The 22,759-nt window shown below is 73.0% G+C and carries 26 protein-coding genes; 16 read left to right on the top strand and 10 right to left on the bottom strand.

Going from position 1 to position 22,759, the window contains the following annotated elements; genetic code table 11:
- Position 1: 1 nt before the first annotated feature.
- Positions 2–1,021 (bottom strand): NAD-dependent epimerase/dehydratase family protein, encoded by a 1,020-nt coding sequence (locus tag FLX08_RS11970; RefSeq protein WP_142618873.1) that lies wholly within the window; start codon positions 1,019–1,021, stop codon positions 2–4.
- A gap of 153 nt (positions 1,022–1,174) precedes the next feature.
- Between FLX08_RS11970 and FLX08_RS11965 the strand changes: the two genes are divergently transcribed.
- On the top strand, positions 1,175–2,341 hold the full coding sequence (locus FLX08_RS11965) for a cellulose binding domain-containing protein (protein WP_142618871.1): 1,167 nt from the start codon (positions 1,175–1,177) through the stop codon (positions 2,339–2,341).
- Positions 2,342–2,439: 98 nt separating this feature from the next.
- A complete protein-coding gene (locus FLX08_RS11960; protein WP_142618869.1) occupies positions 2,440–3,723 on the top strand; it encodes a cytochrome P450 in 1,284 nt (427 codons plus the stop codon).
- Here the strand turns inward: FLX08_RS11960 and FLX08_RS11955 are convergent.
- On the bottom strand, positions 3,711–4,865 hold the full coding sequence (locus FLX08_RS11955; RefSeq protein WP_142618867.1) for an RtcB family protein: 1,155 nt from the start codon (positions 4,863–4,865) through the stop codon (positions 3,711–3,713). The genes FLX08_RS11960 and FLX08_RS11955 overlap by 13 nt on opposite strands.
- A gap of 116 nt (positions 4,866–4,981) precedes the next feature.
- On the opposite strand from FLX08_RS11955, the gene FLX08_RS11950 reads away from it, so the two are divergent.
- Together FLX08_RS11950 and FLX08_RS11945 are read left to right on the top strand one after the other, a co-directional pair.
- A complete protein-coding gene (locus FLX08_RS11950) occupies positions 4,982–6,097 on the top strand; it encodes a phosphotransferase (RefSeq protein ID WP_142618865.1) in 1,116 nt (371 codons plus the stop codon).
- Positions 6,098–6,282: 185 nt separating this feature from the next.
- Positions 6,283–6,717 carry a hypothetical protein gene (locus FLX08_RS11945; protein WP_142618863.1) on the top strand — a complete coding sequence of 145 codons (435 nt, stop codon included), beginning with the start codon at positions 6,283–6,285 and terminating at the stop codon, positions 6,715–6,717.
- Here FLX08_RS11945 and FLX08_RS40530 read toward each other — a convergent pair.
- Together FLX08_RS40530 and FLX08_RS11940 are read right to left on the bottom strand one after the other, a co-directional pair.
- Complete coding sequence (locus FLX08_RS40530; RefSeq protein WP_167530372.1) at positions 6,714–6,887, bottom strand: hypothetical protein; 174 nt, start codon at positions 6,885–6,887, stop codon at positions 6,714–6,716. The genes FLX08_RS11945 and FLX08_RS40530 overlap by 4 nt on opposite strands.
- A gap of 82 nt (positions 6,888–6,969) precedes the next feature.
- Positions 6,970–7,302, bottom strand: coding sequence for a cupin domain-containing protein (locus FLX08_RS11940; RefSeq protein ID WP_142618861.1), 333 nt, complete (start codon positions 7,300–7,302; stop codon positions 6,970–6,972).
- Between the two features lie 259 nt (positions 7,303–7,561).
- Here FLX08_RS11940 and FLX08_RS11935 point away from each other — a divergent pair, with 259 nt between their 5' ends.
- Genes FLX08_RS11935 through FLX08_RS11920 form a run of 4 tightly spaced genes read left to right on the top strand, consistent with a single transcriptional unit; the run spans position 7,562 to position 10,047 of the window.
- Positions 7,562–8,053: a YjdF family protein gene (locus FLX08_RS11935; RefSeq protein ID WP_167530371.1), complete on the top strand. Its 492-nt coding sequence runs from the start codon at positions 7,562–7,564 to the stop codon at positions 8,051–8,053.
- A 45-nt stretch (positions 8,054–8,098) separates the two neighbouring features.
- The gene (gene moaA / locus FLX08_RS11930; protein ID WP_142618857.1) at positions 8,099–9,088 is read left to right on the top strand and encodes a GTP 3',8-cyclase MoaA; all 990 of its coding nucleotides are present in this window, start codon (positions 8,099–8,101) and stop codon (positions 9,086–9,088) included.
- A 54-nt stretch (positions 9,089–9,142) separates the two neighbouring features.
- Positions 9,143–9,778 carry a molybdenum cofactor guanylyltransferase gene (gene mobA / locus FLX08_RS11925; protein ID WP_142618855.1) on the top strand — a complete coding sequence of 212 codons (636 nt, stop codon included), beginning with the start codon at positions 9,143–9,145 and terminating at the stop codon, positions 9,776–9,778.
- Positions 9,775–10,047, top strand: coding sequence for a DUF6457 domain-containing protein (locus FLX08_RS11920; protein WP_142618853.1), 273 nt, complete (start codon positions 9,775–9,777; stop codon positions 10,045–10,047). The genes mobA and FLX08_RS11920 overlap by 4 nt, the downstream gene beginning before the upstream one ends.
- 292 nt (positions 10,048–10,339) lie before the next feature.
- Here the strand turns inward: FLX08_RS11920 and FLX08_RS11915 are convergent, their stop codons facing one another.
- Entirely contained in the window at positions 10,340–10,663 is a 324-nt protein-coding gene (locus tag FLX08_RS11915; RefSeq protein ID WP_244312568.1) for a DUF3099 domain-containing protein, read from the bottom strand.
- A gap of 85 nt (positions 10,664–10,748) precedes the next feature.
- Between FLX08_RS11915 and FLX08_RS11910 the strand changes: the two genes are divergently transcribed.
- Positions 10,749–10,964, top strand: a complete 216-nt coding sequence (locus FLX08_RS11910; protein ID WP_142618849.1) for a dodecin — start codon at positions 10,749–10,751, stop codon at positions 10,962–10,964.
- A 48-nt stretch (positions 10,965–11,012) separates the two neighbouring features.
- Here FLX08_RS11910 and FLX08_RS11905 read toward each other — a convergent pair whose 3' ends face one another.
- Together FLX08_RS11905 and FLX08_RS11900 are read right to left on the bottom strand one after the other, a co-directional pair.
- Positions 11,013–12,395: a metallopeptidase TldD-related protein gene (locus FLX08_RS11905; RefSeq protein ID WP_142618847.1), complete on the bottom strand. Its 1,383-nt coding sequence runs from the start codon at positions 12,393–12,395 to the stop codon at positions 11,013–11,015.
- Positions 12,392–13,888, bottom strand: coding sequence for a TldD/PmbA family protein (locus FLX08_RS11900; RefSeq protein ID WP_142618845.1), 1,497 nt, complete (start codon positions 13,886–13,888; stop codon positions 12,392–12,394). Before FLX08_RS11900 ends, FLX08_RS11905 begins: the two co-directional genes overlap by 4 nt.
- A gap of 77 nt (positions 13,889–13,965) precedes the next feature.
- On the opposite strand from FLX08_RS11900, the gene fabG reads away from it, so the two are divergent.
- The 3 genes from fabG (at position 13,966) to FLX08_RS11885 (ending at position 16,622) form a co-directional block, all read left to right on the top strand.
- Positions 13,966–14,670, top strand: coding sequence for a 3-oxoacyl-[acyl-carrier-protein] reductase (fabG, locus tag FLX08_RS11895; RefSeq protein WP_142618843.1), 705 nt, complete (start codon positions 13,966–13,968; stop codon positions 14,668–14,670).
- Positions 14,671–14,713: 43 nt separating this feature from the next.
- Positions 14,714–15,478 carry an enoyl-ACP reductase FabI gene (fabI, locus tag FLX08_RS11890; protein ID WP_142618841.1) on the top strand — a complete coding sequence of 255 codons (765 nt, stop codon included), beginning with the start codon at positions 14,714–14,716 and terminating at the stop codon, positions 15,476–15,478.
- Positions 15,479–15,713: 235 nt separating this feature from the next.
- Entirely contained in the window at positions 15,714–16,622 is a 909-nt protein-coding gene (locus FLX08_RS11885) for a helix-turn-helix domain-containing protein (protein WP_142618839.1), read from the top strand.
- A 184-nt stretch (positions 16,623–16,806) separates the two neighbouring features.
- On the opposite strand, the gene FLX08_RS11880 is transcribed toward FLX08_RS11885, so the two are convergent.
- From FLX08_RS11880 to FLX08_RS11870, 3 genes are all read right to left on the bottom strand, one after another.
- Entirely contained in the window at positions 16,807–17,421 is a 615-nt protein-coding gene (locus tag FLX08_RS11880) for a DUF2690 domain-containing protein (RefSeq protein ID WP_142618837.1), read from the bottom strand.
- Between the two features lie 149 nt (positions 17,422–17,570).
- The gene (locus FLX08_RS11875) at positions 17,571–18,626 is read right to left on the bottom strand and encodes a hypothetical protein (RefSeq protein ID WP_142618835.1); all 1,056 of its coding nucleotides are present in this window, start codon (positions 18,624–18,626) and stop codon (positions 17,571–17,573) included.
- 151 nt (positions 18,627–18,777) lie between these two features.
- On the bottom strand, positions 18,778–19,716 hold the full coding sequence (locus FLX08_RS11870) for an aldo/keto reductase (RefSeq protein WP_142618833.1): 939 nt from the start codon (positions 19,714–19,716) through the stop codon (positions 18,778–18,780).
- Positions 19,717–19,751: 35 nt separating this feature from the next.
- On the opposite strand from FLX08_RS11870, the gene FLX08_RS11865 reads away from it, so the two are divergent.
- Genes FLX08_RS11865 through FLX08_RS11850 form a run of 4 tightly spaced genes read left to right on the top strand, consistent with a single transcriptional unit; the run spans position 19,752 to position 22,667 of the window.
- Entirely contained in the window at positions 19,752–20,570 is an 819-nt protein-coding gene (locus tag FLX08_RS11865) for an undecaprenyl-diphosphate phosphatase (RefSeq protein ID WP_142618831.1), read from the top strand.
- On the top strand, positions 20,567–21,268 hold the full coding sequence (locus tag FLX08_RS11860) for a histidine phosphatase family protein (RefSeq protein WP_142618829.1): 702 nt from the start codon (positions 20,567–20,569) through the stop codon (positions 21,266–21,268). Before FLX08_RS11865 ends, FLX08_RS11860 begins: the two co-directional genes overlap by 4 nt.
- A gap of 9 nt (positions 21,269–21,277) precedes the next feature.
- Positions 21,278–21,847: a DUF3090 family protein gene (locus FLX08_RS11855; protein WP_142618827.1), complete on the top strand. Its 570-nt coding sequence runs from the start codon at positions 21,278–21,280 to the stop codon at positions 21,845–21,847.
- A 58-nt stretch (positions 21,848–21,905) separates the two neighbouring features.
- A complete protein-coding gene (locus tag FLX08_RS11850) occupies positions 21,906–22,667 on the top strand; it encodes an SCO1664 family protein (protein ID WP_142618825.1) in 762 nt (253 codons plus the stop codon).
- The last annotated feature ends 92 nt before the right edge of the window (positions 22,668–22,759 follow it).

Genomic DNA, 22,759 nt, shown 5'->3' with positions numbered 1-22,759 from the left:
CTCAGCCGGTCGTCGCCAGCGGGGCGTGGGCGAACTCGCGCATGCCGTCGGCGAAGCGGATCCGCGCCCGGAACCCGAGGTCGGCGGCGGCGCGGTCCGGGGAGGCCACGATGTGCCGGACGTCGCCCAGCCGGTAGCGGCCGGTGACCTCTGGCGCGGGCCCGCCCCGCGCCGCGCTGAGCGCCTCGGCCAGGTCGCCGATCGTGTGGGGCTCGCCGCTGGCCACGTTGTACGCGCGGAGCCGGCCGGGCGGGGCTGCCTCCAGCGCGTCCAGCGCGGCGAGGTTGGCCGCCGCGACGTCGCCGACGTGGACGAAGTCCCTGCGCTGTCCGCCGTCCTCGAACACCAGCGGCGCCCGCCCGGCCTCCAGGGCGGACCGGAAGATCGCGGCCACCCCCGAGTAGGGGGTGTCGCGCGGCATCCCCGGGCCGTACACGTTGTGGTAGCGCAGGGCGACCGCCACAGCGCCGGTCTCGCGGGCCCAGTTGGCCGCCAGGTGCTCCTGGGCGAGCTTGCTCGTGGCGTACGCGTTGCGCGGATCGGGCGGGACGTCCTCGTCCACGGTCCCCGGCGACAGCGGGCGCCCGCAGCGCGGGCACACCGGTTCGAACCGCCCGGCTGCCAGGTCCTCCTCGGCCCGGGGGCCGGGACGCACCCGGCCGTGCCCGGCGCAGTCGTAGACGCCCTCGCCGTAGACGACCATCGACGACGCCAGCACCAGCCGGGAGACCCCGTGCCGCGCCATCGCGGCGAGCAGCACCGCGGTGCCGAGCGCGTTGACCGACACGTACGCCGGCAGGTCGGACACGTCGACGCCGAGGCCGACCTTGGCCGCCTGGTGCACCACGGCGTCGGCCCCGGCGACCTCGCGGGCGACGGCGTCCTCGTCCCGCACGTCGCCCGCGGTGACGTCCTCGCCGCCGCGCAGGTCGAATCCCCGCACCTCGTGCCCGGCGTCGCGCAGCAACCCGGCGACCCGGCTCCCGATGAAACCGGCCGCGCCGGTGACCACGATCTTCATCTCGCCACGGTATCGGCGGCCTGCCGGGCTGAAAGTTTCACAATCCTTACGGAACGACCGGCGGGGACGCGGGCGGTCCTTTGACCGGCTCCTTGGGCCGACCGATCATCCGGGCGACATCGTTGGCGGACTTCGTCTCCGGAAGGTGGAACCGTGCCCAGACTGTCATGGCCTGCCGCGTGGGCCGCGGCGGGCGCCGTCGCCGCCGCGCTCCTGGTGGCCAACATCACCGCTCCGCCCGTGCTCGCCGGCAGTGCGGCCGAAATGCGTGCCGTCCACGCGGCCGAAATGCGTTCCGTCCACGCGGCCGGCACGGCCCCGCCGCCCACGTCGCCCGCGCCCGGGGCGGACGTCACGCCGCCCACCGCTCCGGGCGATCTCGAGGCGTGCCCGCCGCCTCCGCCGCCGAGCGGGAGCTTCCGCGGCGTGGTCGGCCTGTGCTGGACGGCGTCCTCGGACGACACCGGGGTCACCGAATATTCGGTGTTCCTCCTCACCGCCGACGGCTTCGTCGAGGCGGCCTCCACCTCCCGTACGACGGCCGTCGTCACCGGCCTGGGCGGCGACCGGAGCTACACGTTCTACGTCGTGGCCAGGGACGCCGCCGGCAATGTGAGCCCGCCCAGCGCGCTGGTCAGCGCCCCGGCGCTCGGTGCGGGACCGACGCCGACCCCCGCCCCGGCCGACACCACGCCGCCGACCAAGCCGGCCGGACTGCAGCCCAACTGCCTGCCCGACTTCAAGGGGACGTCGCTGTGCTGGACGGGGTCCACCGACGACGTCCGGGTCGTCGGCTACGACGTCTACCGGCGCACCGCCACCGGCTGGACGCGGGTGGGCACGTCCATCGGCACGCACTTCACCGAGGGCAACCTCGTCACCGGCCAGTCGTACGTCTACGTCATCGCGGCCAAGGACGCCGCCGGCAACGTCAGCCTGCCGTCCGACCTGGTGACGGCCACGGCGTCGGGCGGCTACCCCACCTACACGCCGCCTCCGGTGAGCTGCAAGATCGAATACACCGCGTGGTCGTGGAGCGGCGGCTTCTCGGCAACGGTGAAGATCATCAACCTGGGGCAGACGCCGATGAACAACTGGACGCTGCGCTTCGTCCTCCCGGACGCCGGGCAGAAGGTCACCAGCGGCTGGTCGGCCACCTGGTCCCAGTCCGGCAAGGACGTCACCGCCACGGCGATGCCGTGGAACTCGGTGATCCAGGGCGGCGGGTCCCTGCAGATCGGGTTCAACGGCACCCACACCGGCGCCAACCCCGATCCCACCGGCTTCAGGCTGAACGGCGGCACCTGCGTCCAAGCCTGATCGCCGCCCATCCCGCCTCACCCACACGCCCGCCCGTCCGGCTCCGGCCGGACGGGCGGTGTCCGTTTCCACCGGATTAACGCGGGCAGTCAGGACGTATGCCGCTGCTCGACACCACGCTGCTCCTGCTGCTCGAGGGCTACGCCTGGCTGCCGGCCCGCCGGCGGGAGAGCCAGGGAGAGATGGTCCACACCCGGCTGACGGGCCGGCGCGCCGTCGTGCTGCGCGGGCCGGACGCCGTCCGGTTCTTCTATGACGACAACCACGTCCAGCGGGCGCCCGCGCTGCCCGAGCCGATCAAGAGCACGCTGTTCGGCCACGGCGCGGTGCACACGCTGGACCAGGCCGCGCACCGGGCGCGCAAGGGCATGTTCATGTCCCTGCTGACGCCGGAAAGCGTCGCCGCCCTGGTGGGCGAGACCACCGCGGCGTGGGACGCGGCGGTGGCGACCTGGCCCGGCAGAGGACACGTCGTGCTCTTCGACGAGGCCGCCCGCGTCATCACCCGGGGAGCGTGCCGGTGGGCGGGCATCCCGCTCGCCGAGGAGGAGACCGCGCCCCTCGCCGCCGACCTCGTCGCGCTGGTCGACGGCTTCGGGTCACCGGGCCCGCGGCACTGGCGGGCCCGCGCCGCCCGAAGGCGGCGCGAGGCGTGGCTGGCGGGGATGGTCGAGGACGTGCGCCGCGGCGCCCTGCGGGTGCCGGACACCTCGGCGCTCGCCGTGGCCGCCCGCCACCTGGAGCCCGACGGGGAGCCGCTCGCGCCCCGGATCGCCGCGGTCGAACTGCTCAACCTGGTGCGTCCCACCGTCGCGGTGAGCTGGTTCGTCACGTTCGCCGCGCACGCGCTGCACCGCTGGCCGGTCACCCGCGTCCACCTGGCCGAGGACACCGACGGCACGTACGCCGAGGCGTTCGCGCATGAGGTGCGGCGCTTCTACCCCTTCGCGCCGTTCGTCGCGGGAACCGCCGTCAAGGACCTCACCTGGAAGGGCGAGCAGATCCTGGCCGACTGGCTCGTGCTGCTCGACATCTGGGGCCAGAACCACGACCCGGCGCTCTGGCCGAACCCGTACGCGTTCGATCCGCAGCGCTTCGCCGGCCGCGAGATCGGCCCGTACGACCTGATCCCGCAGGGCGGGGGCGACCCGGCGACCGGCCATCGGTGCCCGGGAGAGCCGGTCGCCGTGGGCCTGCTGAAGGCCCTCGCGCCGCGGCTGGCCACGCTGGACTACACCGTGCCGGAGCAGGACCTCACCATCTCGCCCTACCGGATCCCGGCCCGGGTGGCGAGCGGCTTCGTCCTGCGGCCGGCCGGGGCGGCCTCGTCCCCCGCAACGGCGGGGGCTAAACGGCCGCGCCCGGCGGTTCATCCCTTGTAGTTGAACACCTGGCGCAGCGTGTGCCGGACCTCCACGAGGTCCTTCTGGTCCGCCATCACCTGGTCGATCGGCTTGTACGCCTCCGGGTGCTCGTCGACCAGGGCGGCGGCCCGGTCGGCGTTCCACGTCCGGCCGCGCATCGCCTCTTTCAGCGACGCCGCCGACAGCTCGCGCTTCGCCCGGCTGCGCGACATCCTGCGCCCCGCGCCGTGGGAGCAGGAGTTGTACGACAGCGGGTTGCCCCGCCCGCGCACGATGTAGGACCGCGTGCCCATCGAACCCGGGATCACGCCCTCGTCCCCGATGTCCGCCTTGATCGCCCCCTTACGGGTGATCCACAGCTCCTTGCCCTGATGGGTCTCCATCTGCGTGAAATTGTGGTGGCAATTGATCGTGCGGACCCGGGTGCCGGAGCCGACGACGCGGAACAGCGCGTCGCTCAGCACCTTGTCCATCCGCGCCCGCGATGCCATCGCGTAGCGCTGCGCCCACAGCATGTCCTCGATGTAGGCGGTGAACTCCGGGGTGCCCTGGGTGAAGTAGGCCAGGTCGTAGTCCTCCAGCCCGATCGCCAGGCTGCGCATGAGCCGCTTCGCGCCGTTGATGTGCGCGGTGGCGAGCTGGTTGCCGATCCCGCGCGAGCCGGAGTGCAGCACGGTCCACACCCGGTCGCGCTCGTCGAGGCAGACCTCCACGAAGTGGTTGCCCGAGCCGAGGGTCCCGAACTGGCAGGCCACGGTGTTCTCCTGCTTGGGCGTCAGGCCGGTGTGCGGCCGGCCCAGGTCGCCGAGCGCACGGTCCACCGCGCGGTCGTCGTGCCCCTTGCCCACTCCCGCCGGGATGCGCCGCTCCACCAGCCGCATCAGCGGGTCGAGCGAGTCGGGCAGGTCGGCGGCCGTGAGCGTGGTCTCGGTCGCGACCATGCCGCAGCCGATGTCGACGCCGACGGCGGACGGGATGATCGCGCCCTCCGTCGGGATGACGGAGCCGACCGTCGCGCCGATTCCGACGTGCGCGTCCGGCATGAGCGCGACGTGACCGGGCACGAACGGCAGGCGCGCCGCCCGGGCGGCCTGGTCGATCGTCCCGTCGTCGATCTCGCTCGCCCAGGACAGCACCTTCGGGGCGATGTGCTTCGGCATGGTTGGAACTCCTCCTTGGTCGAGATCCACTGTGCCGGGCACCAGCGGGAATCCCAACCGAATATCGCGGCGAAACTCGTTTGCCGCCCTACCCGCCCGTCGCCCATCATGCCGGGATGAGCGACGATTCCGGGGAGCACGCCGGCCTCGATGAGGAGGAGCGGCGTCGTACCGGTGACGACGGCCCGCCCCCGCCCGCCGGCGGCGTACGGCTGCCGTGGACCGCGGTGCCCGCGCACCTGCGGCTGGCCGTCGAGCGGCATCTCGGAGACCGCGTGGCCGAGGCCGTCACCCAGCCCGGCGGATTCTCCCCGGGCGTGGCGGCACGCCTGCGGCTCGCCGGTGGGGGCAGGGCCTTCGTCAAGGCGGTCGGGCCCGAGCCTAACCCGATCAGCCCCGGCATCCACCGGGCGGAGGCCCGGGTGGCCGCCGCGCTGCCGGCCACGGCGCCCGCGCCCCGGCTGCTCGCCTCCTTCGACGAGGACGGCTGGGTGGTCCTGCTGTTCGAGGACGTCGAGGGCCGCACGCCCGCCCAGCCCTGGACGGCCGCCGAACTCGGCCTCGTGCTCGGCGCGGTGGCCGAGCTGGCCGACACGCTCACCCCCGCGCCCGTGGCCGTGCCACCGGCCGGCGAGCGGTTCGCGAAGGAGTTCCAGGGATGGCGGCGCCTGGCGGCCGGCTCGGGCGGCCTCGGCGCGGACGGCCTGGGCTCGGGCGGCCTGGGCTCGGGCGGCCTGGGCTCGGGCGGCCTGAGTTTGGGCAGGCTGGGTTCGGGCGGCCTGGGCGGGGACGGATCCGACGTCGCGTGGGCCCGGCGGCACCTGGACCGGCTGGCGGAGCTGGAGGCGGCCTGGGACCGGGCGGCGGAGGGCGACACGATGGCCCACGCCGACCTCCGGGCCGACAACCTGCTGCTCACCGCGGACGGGCGCGTCTACGTGGTCGACTGGCCCTGGGCGTGCCTGGCGGCCCCGTGGTTCGATCTCCTGGGGATGCTCCCGAGCGTGGTCATGCAGGGCGGGCCGCCGCCCGCCGAGGTCTTCGACGGCCACCCGGTCGCGGCGAAGGCCGACCCCGACGCGGTCACCGCGGTCCTGGCCGCCGTGACCGGCTACTTCCTGCAGCGGGGAAGCCTTCCCCCGCCGCCGGGCCTCCCCACGCTCCGCGCGTTCCAGCTCGCCCAGGGCCGGCCGGCGCTGGCCTGGCTGCGCCAACGGACCGGCTGGAGATGACGCCGTATGGGGACGCGGGGGCGGCGGGGAGTGCGATCGTCGCCCGCACGTGACCCTGGATCGGGGACCGGCGCCCACGCGTGGAACCCTGGGCGAGGGCGGCGGCGGACCTGACGACCGGTCGCATAGCTCACCGGATCCCGGCCCCGTTCCGCCGGTTTCGCGCGTGCGAGAGGAGAGCGGGAATGAACTCCGCCTCGGCCGCCGTGGGCGGTGCGGCCACCTTCGTCTGGCTCGGGATGGTGCTGGCGATCTCCTTCATTGAGGCGCCGTTGAAGTTCCGCGCGCCGGGGGTGACGATCCCGATCGGGCTCGGCATCGGCCGGCTCGTCTTCCGGGCGCTCAACGCCGCCGAGGCCGTGCTGGCCATCGTCGTGATCGTGGCGGTCGCCACCGGATCGCCCGGCACCGCCGTGGTCGCGCTCACGTTGATCGCCGCCGTCGTCCTGGCGATCCAGATCGCCGTCGTACGCCCGCCGCTCAACCGCAGGTCCGACCGCGTCCTGTCCGGCGAGGACCCGGCGCGGCACAGGTCGGGAGCACACCTCTACTACGTGGCGCTGGAGGCCGTGAAGGTCGTGTCGCTGCTCGCCCTGGGCTGCGTCCTCCAGGCCGCTTAGTCCCGGACCGCAGCCGCCGATGAGGCGTTACGCAGTGGCTCCTCCCAGTCGGGAACAGCCTCCTCCAGGGAAACGAACTCGCCGACCCCACCAGCCGCCTCCTGCGCGCGCTGTTCGTAGGAGGGATCGGCGAACGCGATCGAGTTCAGCCACCACAGATTGAGAACCACAGGCCGTCACACTTAGGCGAATATGCGGACGGAGTCAGGCTCGGGGGAGAGGGCCTGGTGAGGTGACGCGGCGTGGCGATGCTCAGGGGCGTTTGACGACGGTGAGCAGGACCGCGCTGTCCTCGACGGCGTCGAGTGCGTGCCGGGCGTCCGGGATGGTCAGCAGGTCGCCGGAGCGCCCCTCCCAGGAGGCGTCGCCGCTGGTCAGCCGTACATGACCGCGCAGCACCAGCAGGGTCGCCTCACCCGGGCTCTCGTGCTCGGCGAGGCCGGTCCCGGCGGTGAGGGCGAGCAGCGTCTGGCGCAGCGCGTGCTCGTGGCCGCCGTACACGGTGTCGGCCGCGCGCCCGCTGGACGCCGTGGCGGCGCGATCGAGGAGTTCCCTGGCACGCGCGTCGAGAGATATCGGCTCCATGCCCATCAGTCTGCCCCGCGTTCCGTCCGCCGCCCGCGGAAAGGCGATGGCCGCGCCGGAGACGCGATCGTCAAGCTGGGCCTCGCACACGAAAACGCGGTCCCGGTCGGTAGCCCGGGCACCCGCCGGGCCCGGTTCCGAGCCGGTGCCGGCGGTCTCGTATCCGCCTCTCGTGTCCCCCTCGGGGAGCCTCGGAGGATGTCCGGTGTGCCGGAAGCGGCTTCGCCAAGCCGCCTGTCGGCATACCTGTGGAGGCATCGTGGTGTCCCTGTCCGTCTACTTCGAGAGCCCGTTCTGGGTCGGCATGCTGGAGATCGTCGAGGACGGCGAGCTTCGCGCGACCCGATTCGTGCTCGGCTCCGAGCCCACCGACCCCGAGTTGTACGCGTTCCTCATGCGGCACGGAGTCGCCCTGCTCGAACGCGCCGAGACGGCCCCCGCCGTACCCGTGGAGGAGCGAGGGGACCGGCGGGTCAATCCCAAGCGCGCGGCCAAGCTGGCCGCCCGTGCGGCGGCCCGGGTCACGCGGCGCGGCACGGCCGCCCAGGAGGCGGTGCGGCTCGAAATGGAGAGCGCGAAGGGCGAGGCGCGGGTGAACCGGCGCGAGCGGGAGCGCGCTGGCCGAGCACCGCCGCGAGGTGGCCCGCCGCAAGCGGATCGAGCGCCGTCGCGACCGCTGACCGCGGGGGGATCCGTTCCGTCCCGGAGCGGGGGAATCACGCCGGGGCGGCCGAGGTTGTCGCCATCATGACGGCAGGGCTTAGGCTTGAGGCTCTCTGGGGTTGGAGGTCCTCTCGTGCTGGTTGACTCGTTCGGCCGGGTCGCGACCGATCTGAGGGTGTCGCTGACCGACCGGTGCAACCTGCGATGCTCCTATTGCATGCCGCCGGAGGGCCTCGACTGGCTGCCCAAGCCCGAGTTGCTCACCGGCGAGGAGATCGTCCGCCTGGTGACGATCGGCGTGGAGCGGCTCGGCATCCGGGAGGTCCGCTTCACCGGTGGCGAGCCGCTGCTGCGGCGGGAGCTTCCCGAGATCGTGGCCGCGACCGCCGCGCTGCGCCCGCGTCCCCAGGTGTCGCTGACGACCAACGGCATCGGCCTGGCCCGCCTGGCGGAGCCGCTCGCCCAGGCCGGTCTCGACCGCGTCAACGTCTCGCTGGACACGCTGGACCGCGACGTGTTCGTACGGCTGGCGCACCGCGACCGGCTCCGCGACGTGCTGGACGGGCTCGCCGCGGCCACGGCGGCGGGCCTGACGCCGGTGAAGGTCAACGCGGTGCTGATGCGCGGGGTCAACGAGCACGAGGCCGCTCCGCTGCTGCGCTACTGCATCGACCAGGGATACGAGCTGCGCTTCATCGAGCAGATGCCGCTCGACGCCCAGCACGGCTGGCGCCGCGACGACATGATCACGGCCGACGAGATCCTCGGGCTGCTGAAGGACGCCTTCGACCTCACCGAGGACGACCCGCGCGAGCGGGGCAGCGCACCCGCCGAGCTGTTCCTGGTGGACGGCGGCCCGCACCGGGTGGGCGTGATCGGCTCGGTCACCCGGCCGTTCTGCGGCGCCTGCGACCGCGTCCGGATCACCGCCGACGGCCAGGTCCGCAACTGCCTGTTCGCCACCGAGGAGTCCGACCTGCGTACGGCGCTGCGCGCGGGAGCCACGGACGAGGAACTGGCGGCGCGGTGGGTCGCGGCGGTGCGGGGGAAGCGGGCCGGGCACGGCATCGACGACCCCGCGTTCCTCCAGCCGGCCCGCCCGATGTCGGCCATCGGCGGCTGACGGGGCGGCAAGAGAGCCCCCGGGAAAGCGCGAGAGAGAGTCCAGGGAGCACCCGTGCGTCCCCGTTCCGCAACCGGCGCCGGTGAGACCGCATGCCCGCCGCCGTACGACGCCGTGATCCTGGCGGGCGGCCGGGCCGAGCGGCTCGGCGGGGCGGACAAGCCGGGTGCGCTCGTCGGCGGGCTTCCCCTCGTCGAGCGGGTGGCGGCGGCGGTCCGCGACGCCCGCGCGGTGGTCGTGGTGGGCCCGCCCAGGGACATGCCGGGCGTGCTGTTCACCCGTGAGGACCCGCCGGGCGGCGGGCCGGTGCCGGCGTTGCGCGCGGGGCTCGCCGCGGTGACGTCCCCGCTGGTCGTGCTGCTGGCCGCCGACCTGCCGTTCGTCGTCGCCGGCCATGTCGGGGCGCTCCTGGCGGCCGTGCCCGACGACGGCGCGGGCGCGGTGCTCGTGGACGACGAGGGCCGTGAGCAGTGGCTCACCGGTGCGTGGCGGACGGCCGCTCTGCGGGACGCGCTCGGCACGTACGAGGGACGGTCGCTGCGCGGGCTGCTCGGCCCCCTGAGGCCGGTGCCCGTACGCCCGCCGGTGGCGCCCGGGGAGACCCCGCCGTGGTTCGATTGCGACACCGACGACGATCTGCGCGCCGCCCGCGAGCGGGCCGGAGGGCGCGGGGGAAGGGAGTGCGCGTGAACGTGCTGGAGGAATGGACGGCACTGGTCTGCCGCGAGCTGGGCATCGATCCCGCGCGGGTGGACCGGACCGCGGTGCTCGACCTGACCAGGGATGTGGCGCACGGAGTGGCGCGGCCCGCCGCTCCGCTGACCGCCTATCTGGTGGGGCTGGCGCAGGGGGCGGGCACGGCGCCGCCGGACGTGGTGGAGCGGCTGTCCCGGATGGCGAAGGACTGGGCGGACGCGAACCCGGAGAAACCGGCGGTCACCGACACCTCCGGTTCCTGACGCCGGCTTCCACGGCCCCGGCGCGCCGCGTGGAGGGGAAGGGCGGGCGCCGGGGGCCGTTCGGCGGAAGGGCCGTCCCCGCCGGGGACGACCACGACGGCCGGTCCGTGAGGCCCGTACGAAGTCTTCGGAAAAAAGGGCGACGCCGGGTGGTTACGGGGGCAAACCACCCGGCGTCGCTTCATCGGCGTTCCGACGGGGGCCCGGAACGCCGGCACCAGCGCTCCGACGGGGGACCAGAGCGCTTGGCTAAACTGTACACCTCCAACCCATGGGTTGCGTCAAGACTTTGTCACGACCCGATCTCGCGTCGATGGCGTGGTATCTCGTTTTGGTTAGACGAGGTCAAGTCAGGGGGCGGAGGAGGCTCGTGACCTCTCTGATTGGCCCCGATAACGGCAAGGTATGGCAAAAGGACGGCCCCCGCGACGAACAGGGCCTTGACAGGCCAGGGGGCCGGCACCGCCACGGCCAGAATGAGGCACACGAGGCGGATGCCCATCTTGATGAGGTAGCTGATTTCCCGCTTGCGCACGTCGTCGGTCAGCGACGGCTGGGCGTCCGTCACCTGGTGAACGACCGGGCGGTCTTTTCGCAACCTGCGCCATGGATTCACGATTTCCACGGTAGACCCCGAGGGGGGCGGGGGTGATGCCCGCACGGCGATACGATCATGCGAGACGCACAGCCAGGAGGACGTGATGTCGGACCGCACCTATCGGGTGACCGAGATAGTGGGCACCTCGGCCGAGAGCGTCGAGCAGGCCATCCGCAACGGAGTCAGGCGGGCCGCCCAGACGCTTCGGCATCTGGACTGGTTCGAGGTGACCGAAGTGCGCGGGCACATCGTGGACGGCGAGGTGGCCCACTTCCAGGTCGGCATGAAAGTCGGCTTCCGCCTTGAGGACGCCGAATAGGAGCCGTGAGGACGCCGGTCAGGACCGGCGTCCCTGCTCGGCCTCCCGCTAGCTGGCCTGGCTGACCGTCGACATGTTGAAGTCGGGCACGCGGACCGGCGGCATGACGGCGCGGGTGAACCAGTCGTTCCACTCGCGCGGCAGCGTCTGCTCGCTCGGGCCCACCTCGCTGAGGCGGCCGAGCAGGTCGACCGGCGACTCGTTGAACCGGAAGTTGTTGACCTCGCCCACGACCTCGCCGTTCTCGACCAGGTAGACGCCGTCTCTGGTCAGGCCGGTCAGGAGCAGCGACTGCGGGTCGACCTCGCGGATGTACCACAGGCAGGTCAGCAGCAGGCCCCGCTCGGTCGAGGCGATCATCTGCTCCAGCGAGCGGCCGTCCTCCGATCCCGTCATGATCAGATTGTCGATCTGCGGAGTGGCGGCGAGCCCGGTCAGCTCGGCGGAGTGCCGGGTCTGCACGAGGTTGGCCAGCGTGCCGTCGCTGATCCACTCGGTGCGGCCCAGGGGCAGGCCGTTGTCGAACACCGACTGCTCCCGGCTGGAGGAGTGCGCGACGACGAACGGCGCGCACTCGACGCCGGCCCGCGCCGGGTCGCTGTACAGCGACACCGGCAGCGTCGAAAGCCGCTCGCCCACGCGGGTGCCGCCGCCGGGCTTGGAGAACACCGTGCGGCCGTCGGCGGCGTCCCGCGCGCCGGCCGACCAGTACAGGTAGATCATCAGGTCGGAGACCGCCGTCGGCGGCAGGAGCGTCTCGTAGCGGCCCGGCTCCAGGCTGATCCGCCGCTTGGCCCAGTCGATCCGCCGGGTGAGCGTCTCGTCGAGGGCGGCCACGTCCACGTCGGAGAAGTCGCGGGTGGCCACGCCCGTCCACGCCGAGCGCGTCATGTCCGCCGACTTGGCGTTCAGTTCGAGCCGCCCGGTGGGCTGGTCGTGACGCAGCCGCAGGCCGGTCGACGAGCCGACGAACGTCGAGGTCATGCTGTGCTCGGCGAAGCCGTACAGCCTGCGTCCGGAGGCGTCGGCGGAGGCGAACGCCTCGCCGAGCGCGGGGGCGAACCCCCGGAACACGTCGATGGAGGTCGGCTCCACCGGGCGCTCCCAGCCCTCTCCGGCGGCGCCCTCCACCAGGGGCCGGGCGTCCTCCGACGGCTGGGCCTCCCGCGCGGCGCGGTCCGCCGCGGCCACCACGTCGGCGAGCCGGCCGGCCCGTACGGCGGAGCGCGAGACGACCCCCACCCCGGCGCCCACCACGGAGATCACGGTGAGCCGGGAAGAGCGCGCGACCCCGTTGGTCGTCAGCGTGTTGCCGGCGAAGCGCAGGTTGGCGGTGGAGCCCTCGTCCACGATGACGACGCAGCCGTCGGCCTCGCTCAGCGCGAGCGCCCGCTCCACCGTCTCCTGCGGTGTGGTCACCCGGTCGCTCACTTGCTGCCACCCTCCTGGACGGTGTTGAGGATCCGTACGCCGCGGAACAGGGCCGCGGGGGCGCCGTGGCTGACCGGCGCGACCTGGCCCGGCTGGCCCTTGCCGCAGTTGAAGGCGCCGCCGAGCACGTACGTCTCCGGGCCGCCGACGGCCTCCATCGAGCGCCAGAAGTCGGTCGTGGTCGCCTGGTAGGCCACGTCGCGCAGCTGCCCGGCCAGGCGGCCGTTCTCGATCTTGTAGAAGCGCTGGCCGGTGAACTGGAAGTTGTAGCGCTGCATGTCGATCGACCAGCTCTTGTCGCCGACGACGTAGATCCCGCGCCCGACCCGGGAGATCAGCTCGTCGGTCGAGGGGCCGTCGGCGGCGGGCCGGAGCGACACGTTGGCCATCCGCTGGATCGGCACGTGCCCGGGGGAGTCGGCGAACGCGCAGCCGTTCGACCGCCCGAAGCCCTTCAGCAGAGCCATCCGCCGGTCGAGCTGGTAGCCCACCAGCGTGCCCTCGCGGACGATGTCGAACGACTGACCGGCCACGCCCTCGTCGTCCCAGCCGACGGTGGCCAGGCCGTGCTCGACCGTGCGGTCGCCCGTCACGTTCATCACCGGCGAGCCGTAGTGCAGGCTGCCGAGCTGGTCGAAGGTGGCGAACGAGGTGCCCGCGTAGGCCGCCTCGTAGCCGAGCGCCCGGTCGAGCTCGGTCGCGTGGCCGATCGACTCGTGGATCGTCAGCCACAGGTTCGACGGGTCGATCACCAGGTCGTACGTGCCGGCCTCGACCGAGGGCGCCTTGAGCTTCTCCTCCAGCAGGCCGGGGATCTCGGCCAGCTCGGCCGGGAAGTCCCAGCCGGTGCCGGTCAGGTATTCGTACCCGCGGCCGGCCGGCGGGGCGAGCGTGCGCATGTCGTCGAACCGGTCGCCGTCGGCCCGCATCGCGGTCAGGACCGGGTGGAGCCGCACGCGCTGCTGCGTGGTCACCGTGCCCGCCGTGTCGGTGTAGAACTTCTGCTCCTTGACCTGCATGAGCGAGGCCGAGACGTGGTCGACCTTGCCGAGCAGGCCGGACGACCACTCGGCCAGCAGCGCCGCCTTGTCCGGCAGCGGCACGTCGAACGGGTCGATCTCGTAGGACGACACCCAGGTCACGTCGTCGTACACCGGCTCGGGGGCGAGCTCAACCGGCTCACGGTTGATGGGCGCGCTGACCGCCGCCACCCGCACGGCCTCCTCGGCCGCCCGGGCCGCCGCCTCCGGGGTCAGCTCGATCCCGGACGCGAAGCCCCATGTGCCATCCTTGATCACCCGTACGGCGAAGCCGAGGTCGTCGGCGTCCGAGGAGCCTTCGAGCCGGGCGTCGAACAGGCGCAGCGTCTCGGCGCGTACGCGTTCGAGCCGGAACGAGGCGTGCTCGGCTCCAAGGTCACGGGCGCGCTGCAGGGCCGCGTCCGCCAGCCGCCGCAGCGGCAGGGCGAGGAAGTCGGGGTCGATCTGGCGCATGTCCACGATCCTAACCCTGTGATCTTGTGCCCTGCGGACAAGTGGACTACCCCCAAGTAGCCGATACGGTCGGTCGCATGGTTCGCTCTGTTCTCGTCACCGGCGGAAATCGCGGCATCGGCCTCGCGATCGCCCGCGAGCTGTCCGCCGCGGGAGACGCCGTCGCCGTCACCTACCGTTCCGGCGAGCCCCCGGAGGGGCTGTTCGGAGTCCGCTGCGACGTGACGAGCTCCGCCGACGTCGACGCCGCCTTCGAGAAGGCCGAGGCCGAGCACGGCCCGGTCGAGATCGTCGTCGCCAACGCGGGGATCACCAAGGACACGCTGCTGCCGATGATGAAGGAGGAGACCTTCACCGACGTCATCGACACGAACCTGACCGGCGCCTACCGCATCGCCAAGCGGGCCGTACGCCCCATGCTGCGCATGCGGCGCGGACGCATCATCCTGATCTCCTCCGTCGTCGGCCTGTCCGGCTCGGCCGGTCAGACCAACTACGCCGCCTCCAAGGCCGGACTGGTCGGCTTCGGCCGGTCGCTGGCCCGAGAGCTCGGCTCGCGCGGCATCACGGTCAACGTGGTCGCGCCCGGGTTCGTGCAGACCGACATGACCGCGGTGCTCGACGAGGCGCAGCAGGAGCAGATCCGCAAGAGCATCCCGCTCGGGCGGCAGGCGCAGGCCGAGGAGATCGCCCGGGTCGTCAGGTTCCTGGCGAGCGACGACGCCTCCTACATCACCGGGGCGGTCATCCCCGTCGACGGCGGCCTCGGCATGGGCCACTGAGCCGGACACGCTGAGCCCGACACCCGACTGACTGGAGCTGGACATGGGTTTGCTGGACGGGAAGCGACTGCTGGTCACCGGCGTCCTCACCGACGCGTCGATCGCCTTCAACGTGGCCAAGCTGGCCCAGGAGGAGGGCGCCCAGGTGGTGCTGACCGGCTTCGGCCGCCTCAGCCTGGTCGAGCGCATCGCCAAGCGGCTGCCCGAGCCGCCGCCGGTGATCGAACTGGACGTCCAGAACAACGAGCATCTCGACACGCTCGCCGACCGCGTCGGCGCGCACCTCGACGCGCTGGACGGGGTCGTCCACTCGATCGGGTTCGCCCCGCAGACCTGCCTGGGCGGCAACTTCCTCAACACCTCCTGGGAGGACGTCGCCACGGCGGTCCACGTGTCGACGTACTCGTTCAAGTCGCTCGCCGTCGCGTGCCTGCCGCTGATGAAGGAGGGCGGCGCGATCGTCGGCCTCGACTTCGACGCGACCAAGGCGTGGCCGGTCTACGACTGGATGGGCGTGGCCAAGGCCGGGCTGGAGTCGTGCTCCCGCTACCTCGCGCGCGACCTGGGCAAGCACGGCATCCGGGTCAACCTCGTCGCCGCCGGTCCGCTCCGCACGATGGCGGCCAAGAGCATCCCCGGGTTCAAGGAGTTCGAGGACTCCTGGCCGGAGCGCGCGCCGCTCGGCTGGGACCTGGCCGACACCGCGCCGGCCGCGAAGGCGTGCGTCGCGCTGATGTCCGACTGGTTCCCCGCCACCACCGGCGAGATCGTCCACGTCGACGGCGGCGTGCACGCGATGGGCGCCTGACGGCACCTCTCTCGCGACATCCCGCCTCCCACGCCGGGCGGGCGTACGGGCCGTGGCAGACGGATCTTGCCGCGGCCCGTCCCTGCGCTTAGCATCTGGGCGTGTCTGACGCTCGCGGTTCTCCGCAGTGGGCATGGGCCGTCAGACGCGAGCGTGGTGCCCGGGCCGCCCCGTCCCCGTACGCCCCGGACGGCGCCGCCCGCGGCGACGTGGCCGTCGAACTCGTGTGGGGACCATGGGACGACCAGAGCGCGACCTCGATCCCGGGGAAGGGCCCGTGCAGGCGTTCGCCGTCGCGTTGCGGCGGTTGCGCGAGGAGGCAGGGTCGCCCACCTACCGGGCGCTCTCGGAGAGGGCGCACTACTCGCCCACGGTGCTGTCGCGGGCGGCCGGCGGCCGTGTCTTCCCGAGCCTGGAGGTCACCCTCGCGTTCGTACGCGCCTGCGGGGGCGACGAGGACGCGTGGGCGCGGCGCTGGCACCGGGCCGGCGAGGAGATCACGGGCCGGGCGGCGGAACGGCCGGAACCGGCCCCGGCGGCCGAGGGAGCCTCGGCTACGGCTCCCGGCGCGGTCGAGGTCGTCGCGCCGGAGGCCGGGGGTGGTGGCCGCGCCGGCTTCGTGCGGCGACGCGGGCGGCTGCTCACGCTCGCCGTCGTCCTCGTGGTCGCCGGCGTGGTGGCGCTGGCCGTCGGGGGCGGCCTCGGGCTCGCGCCCGGCTGGATCGCGCGCAACCAGCACGTCACCGACCGGGCGGGGGACCTGAGCCGGGCCGAGGACATGGACGGCGACGACCCCCGCGCCCGCGGGTGCGGAGACGACCTCGACGAGATCGAGACACTCGACGCGGTTCCGCTGAACCTGCCCGACGGCACCCGGTTCGGCACGCTACGGCTGCGGCGCAGTCCCGGATGCGACACGGCGTGGGCGTCGGCGCACTTCGACAATCCCCACCTTTACACCGTGTGGCTCGCCGCGCATCGTCCGGCGGACAACGCCCAGGTGCGCTCCCAGTGGGCGAACAACACGCCGCCGGGCAGCTACGGAGACATGCTCTCCCTGACGCGCGGATGCGTCTGGGTGGAGGGATGGGTGGTCACCGAGCAGGGGGAGGGCCCCCACGCGAAGACCCGCTGCGCGCGCTGACCCATAGCCGCGCGCGGTCGACGAGCCGTACGTCATCGGCCTCTACGGCGGCCTCACCGCCAAGCCGTGGGAGGCCGAAGCGGCCGACGAGGCCGGACGGGCGCGGGGCCGGCCCCCGTGTCCGCGCCCGCCCATCCGCGCCGGTCGGCGTGCGGGCTGCGGACCGCCGGTCCCGCGGCGGGGCTCAGCCCCGTCCCCAGGCGGCGGCGATGTCCGGCCAGGTGCCGCAGCACAGCCCGTACGCCGTCGCCTCCACGTCCTTCGCGTAGAGCTGGTCGGAGTACGCGGTGCGGCCGCGGGTCGCGTACATCTCGGTGCAGTCGCCGACCCCCGCGCCCCAGCACACGAGCACACCCACAGGCCCGGTGCGCCCCTGGTCGAGGATGACCCTCGACCAGTTGGTGCCGCAGCGGGGGGAGTACCGCAACTCGACGGTGGCGCCGGCGGGCCGCGTGGCCCGGCCGCGACCGTCGTGATACCAGAGCCGCGAACTCGCCACGGTGTAGGCCCCGCTGTCGCAGCGGCTCCTGATCGGGTCGGTTCCGTCGCAGGTCTGGGCGCTCTTGCGCCCCCGGTCGCACGACGTGTCGGAGACGCGGCGCGGGAGGCGGACGGTCCCGCCGCGCGGGATGTCGTCGAGCCGCACGGCACCGGTCCGGCCCGATCCCGCACCCGGACCGTCTCCCGTTCCGCCGCCAGGCCCGTCTCCCGTTCCGGCGACCGCACCGGTCGCGGTCGTCGTCAGCGCGACGGCCGCCGCCGGAACGGCCAGTGCTCTCAGGGCGATGCTCCATCTCATCCAGGGCTGCTCCTTCCGTGCCGGGGCACCTCGCGGTGCCCGTCACGGCATGGATAACCCGGCCGGAGGTTGATGCGCGATCATCCGGCGCGGGTTCGCATCAACCCATCAACCGGCGGGGCGCGCGGACCGGCGCGCCCACGTCGTCGTCAGGCGAGCCGGTGGCGCCCGGCCTTCCCGGGCAGCCGCAGGCCGCCCTCGAAGGGGATCGACTCGGTCGCCTCCTGCTGTCCGGCTCGGGCCCGCCGAGCCGAGACCACGCGGGTGGCGAGCAGCGCCGAGAGCAGCAGAACCGCGGTGAGCGCCGTTCCCGCCGTGTCGTAGGACCGGTGGGCCCGCGTGCGCGCGCCCGCGTGGTCGCCGTGCAGTTCCGGCATTTCGGGCACCTTCTGCCCGGGCCAGAGGAGGGGGATCACGCCGTCCTCGTCGGGGTCCACCTTCCCTCCGCGGCCCGTCCGGGACGCGTCCTCGAGCGCCGCGACGAGACGCGGCCGGTAGGGCTCGGGAGACAGGATGCCCTCGGGCGTCATGGACGCCTTGGGCCGGGTCGCCTTCTTGCCGGCCGTCCCCGCCTTTCCGGCGCTCCCCGCGCCCTCGTCACCCTCGTCGGACGCGCACTCCTCGCCGGCGACCAGGGGCAGGCAGGTGTCCTGGACGGCGCGGGTGAGCCCGTCGGTGAGCTTCTGGATCGTCGGGGAGGGGCTGCTCGTGGCTCCGCCGCCCGTCAGCTTCCCGGCCGCTCCGCTCACGGCTTCGGTCGCTCCGCTCACGGCCTCCGTCACCCCGCTCACCGCGCCCGTCGCTCCGGCCGAGGCGTCCGCGCCTCCGGTCGCCCCGCTCGCCGCGCCGGTCGCGGAGTCCGCCGCCCCGGTGAGCGTCCGGCCGGCCGTGTCGACCGCCTTCCCGACGTCGTTCACCGCCGTGCCCGCGGCTCCGGTGGTCGTCTTCAACGTGTCGTCCACGGCCTTCGTGACCGGTTCCGTCACGCCGCCGGTGGCCTTGTCCGCGATGTCGGTGACGCCGTCGGCCAGCTGGCCCACGCCGTCCACCAGGGAGCAGACGCCGCCGGTGAGGCCCGAGACCAGGCCGCCGCCTCCGGTGCAGTCGAAGGCCTGTGCCGGGGATGCGGCGAGAGGGAGCCCTCCGGCCAGGGTGATCGCGAGAGCCCCGGCGGAGATCGCGGAGGCTTTGCCTACGATCCCCATGTGTCCCCTTCCGCAGTGCTCTGGTCCATCCCCCGACATACCCGCCACTCTTCGCCGGAGCGCGGGGTTATGCAGTAGAAAGTTGCAGTTCGGTATCGATGTGTGATACGTGAGGACGATTCTCGTTCGCCTCCCGCGCCCGGCGCGGCGATCAAGGGTCGGAGACGTCGTCCAGAGCCTCGCGGATCTCCCATGGCAGTGTCAGCTTCTCGGCCTGCAACACGCCGAGGAGCTGTGCGTGGGTGCGCGCGCCGACGATCGCCGACGACACGCCCGGGCGGTCGCGCACCCAGGCGAGCGCCACGGCGAGCGGCGACACGCCGAGCCCCTCGGCCGCCGTGGTCACCGACTCCACGATGCTGCGGCACCGTTCGTCGAGGTAGGGCCGGACGAACTCGGCGAAGTGCGGGGTGGCGGCGCGGGAGTCCGCGGGGATGCCGGTGCGGTATTTCCCGGTCAGCACGCCGCGTCCCAGCGGCGACCAGGCGAGGATCCCGGCGCCTACGTGCCCGGCGGCCGGCAGCACCTCCTCCTCGGCGTCCCTGGCCAGCAGGGAATACTCCACCTGCGCCGCGACGATCGGCGCCCGCGACTCGCCGCACCGCTGCCAGGTGGCGGCCGCCGCGAGCTGCCAGCCCGTGTAGTTGCACACGCCCGCGTAGGCCGTACGCCCGGTGGAGACGGCGTAGTCGACGGCGGCGAGCGTCTCCTCCAGCGGCACCCTGGGGTCGAACGCGTGGAGCTGCCACAGGTCGACCTCCTCCAGGCCGAGCCGGGTCAGGGAGGCGTCGAGCGCGCGGATGAGGTGACGGCGGGAGGCGTCGTGCCCGCCGCCGGGCGTGAGCACGGCCTTGGTGGCGATGACCAGCTCGGAGCGCGGCACCACGTCGCGGATGAGCCGGCCGATCAGGCGCTCGGCGTCGCCGCCTCCGTAGACGTCGGCGGTGTCGATCAGCGTGCCGCCGGCCTCGGCGAAGGCGGTGAGCTGCGCCGTCGCCTCCTCGGCGGAGGTGTCGCGGGCCCAGGTCATCGTGCCGAGCCCGATCCTGGACACCGACAGACCGCTGCGCCCGACTAGTCGCTGGTCCATGGTGCGGACAGACTAGCCGATAGGCTGTCCGCACCATGGACGTACTACAGGCGATCGTGCTCGGGCTCGTGCAGGGTCTCACCGAGTTCCTGCCCATCTCCAGCTCGGCCCACCTGCTGATCGTGCCCAAGCTGGCCGGATGGGGCGACCCCGGCGCGGCGTTCACCGCGGTGATCCAGCTCGGCACCATGCTCGCGGTGCTCATCTACTTCTGGCGCGACATCGTCCGTATCACCTGGGCCTGGCTGCGCAGCCTCTGGACGCCGGAGCTGCGCGGCGACCTCGACGCGCGCATGGGGTGGTACATCGGCCTGGGCACGATCCCGATCGGCGTCGCCGGCCTGCTGTTCAAGGACGCGATCGAGGGCCCGGCCCGCAACCTGTGGCTGAACGCGGTCATGCTCATCGTCTTCGGCCTGCTGCTGCTCGTGGCCGACCAGATGGGCCGCAAGAAGAAAGAGGTCGCCGACCTCAACATGCGCGACGGCCTGATCGTCGGCGCCTGGCAGATGCTGCCGCTGATCCCCGGCGCCTCCCGCTCGGGCTCCACCATGACCGGCGCGATGTTCCTCGGATACACGCGCGAGGCGGCCGCCCGCTACTCCTTCCTGCTGTCGATCCCGGCGGTGATCCTCTCGGGGCTGTTCGAGCTGCGCCATGTCGGCGACGGCGGCGGCCCCCCGGTCGCGCCGACCCTGGTCGCGACCGTCGTCTCGTTCGTCGTCGGATACGCCTCGATCGCCTGGCTGCTGCGTTACGTGGCGCGCCACTCGACCATCGTCTTCGTCGTCTATCGCGTCTTCGCCGGCACGTTCCTCCTCACGCTGCTGGCCCTGGGAGTGGTGCAGTCATGACGACCGTCCTGCTCGTACGGCACGGCCTCACCGCGATGACCGGCCCCGTGCTGGCCGGCTGGACCCCCGGGGTCCACCTCGACGAGCGCGGGCGGGAGCAGGCGCGCGCCGTCGCGGAACGGCTCGCGCCCCTGGAGCTGGACGCCATCGTGTCCAGCCCGCTGGAGCGGTGCCAGGAGACCGCCGCCGCCATCGCGACGGGCCGCCCCGTGTCGGTGCAGACCGACGACAGGTTCGGCGAGTGCGGCTACGGCGACTGGACCGGCAGGCCGCTGAAGGAGCTCGCCGAGGAGCCGCTCTGGCGGGTCGTGCAGGCCCATCCCAGCGCGGCGGTCTTCCCCGGCGGGGAGGCCCTGGCGGACGTGCAGAGCCGGGCCGTGCGTGCCGTACGCGACTGGAACGAGCGGCTCGGCGAGAAGGCCACCTATCTCATCTGCAGCCACGGGGATGTGATCAAGGCGATCGTGGCCGACGCCATGGGCCTGCACCTGGACCAGTTCCAGCGGGTCACGGCCGACCCCGCGTCCGTCACGGTGATCCGCTACACCCCCTTGCGTCCCTTCCTGCTCAGGGCCAACGACGTGGGCGGGGGAGTGGCCAACCTGGTGCCCCCGCCTGAGGTGTCGGAGGACGAAGACGGGGGAGAAACCAACACCGGAAGCGATGCCGCCGTCGGCGGCGGACCCGGGACCACATAAGGTCGGGCTATGCCGGTCTTCGACTACGATCCGCCTGACAGGTTCGTGGCCGGTGCCGTGGGGCAACCGGGCGCGCGAGCCTTCTTCCTGCAAGCCAGAGGCCAGGGCAGGATCACCACGGTTGCGCTGGAGAAGTTCCAGGTCGCCGTGCTGGCCGATCGCCTCGACGAGCTGCTCGACGAGGTTCTGCGGCGCAGCGGCGGGCGCGCGCCGGTCCCGGCCATGGCCCCCGCGGAGCTGAGCGACGAGGGCCCTCTCGACCTGCCGATCGACGAGGACTTCCGAGTGGGCACGATGGCGCTCGCCTGGGATCCCGAGACCGCCCAGGTGATCATCGAGGCGCAGGAGGCCACCGAGGGCGACGAGGAGGACGAGGAGCCCCCGGTGGACGACCGGCCCGAGCCCGCCGTCCTCCGGGTGCGGATCAGCGCCGCCGCCGCCCGCGCGTTCAGCCGCCGGGCGCTTGAGGTGGTCGCCGCGGGCCGCCCGCCGTGCCCGCTGTGCGGCAGGCCCCTCGACCCCGAGGGCCACATCTGCGTCCGCCTCAACGGCCACCACCCCGGAGGACTGTCGGCATGAGAGGTGCGGCGGTGAACGGGTGGAAGGGCGGCCTCGCGCCGCGCGGGCGAGGAACCGGATGACGGCCGAGGGCGAGGCGAGCATCAGCGACGTGGACGGGCCGGGGCTGGACGACGCGGCGGCGATGAGCCTGCTGCGGGAGGGCACCTTAGAAGTGGCGGGACGACTCGTCGAGGCCACGAACATGACGCTCTACTGCTCCATCAGGAACGGCGAGCACGCGGCGGCGTGCGTGTACAAGCCGGTGCGCGGGGAGCGTCCCCTGTGGGACTTCCCCGACGGCACGCTGGCGGCCCGTGAGGTGGCCGCCTACGAGGTGGCCGCCGCCACCGGATGGCGCATCGTGCCGCCGACCGTCTATCGGGACGGTCCCTTCGGCCCGGGGATGGTGCAGCTGTGGATCGACGCCGACCCCGAGACCGACCTGATGGCCCTCATGCGCAGCCGCAACCCCGCCCTGCGCCGCATGGCCGTGTTCGATGCCGTGGTGAACAACGCCGACCGCAAGGGCGGCCATCTGCTTCCGCTGCCCGACGGGCACGTGTACGGGGTCGACCACGGGGTCTGCTTCGCGGTGGAGGACAAGCTGCGCACCGTGCTGTGGCAGTGGCGCGGCAAGACGCTCCCGCGCGAGGCGGTCAACGTGCTGGTGCGGCTGGAACGCGAGATCGAGCGGGGGCGCCTCGGCCGGCGCCTGCGCGAGCTGCTGACCCAGGCCGAGGTGGAGGCCACGTGGGAGCGGGTCAAGAGGCTGCTCGCCACGGGGGTCCACCCGCACCCGTCCGAGGACTGGCCGGCGATACCGTGGCCCCCGATTTGATCAATGCAGCCAGGCTTGCGCAAAACGTGCGAATTGTGCACTCTGCAGGGGTCTCTACCGATATTGGAGGGAACACGCATTGTGTACGGTCA

Origin of the sequence: Microbispora hainanensis, from assembly GCF_006874475.1 — a bacterium.
In the GTDB taxonomy this organism is placed as follows: domain Bacteria; phylum Actinomycetota; class Actinomycetes; order Streptosporangiales; family Streptosporangiaceae; genus Microbispora; species Microbispora hainanensis.
Note: the sequence above shows the minus strand (reverse complement) of the source record. Positions and strands in the feature narration are given on the sequence as shown.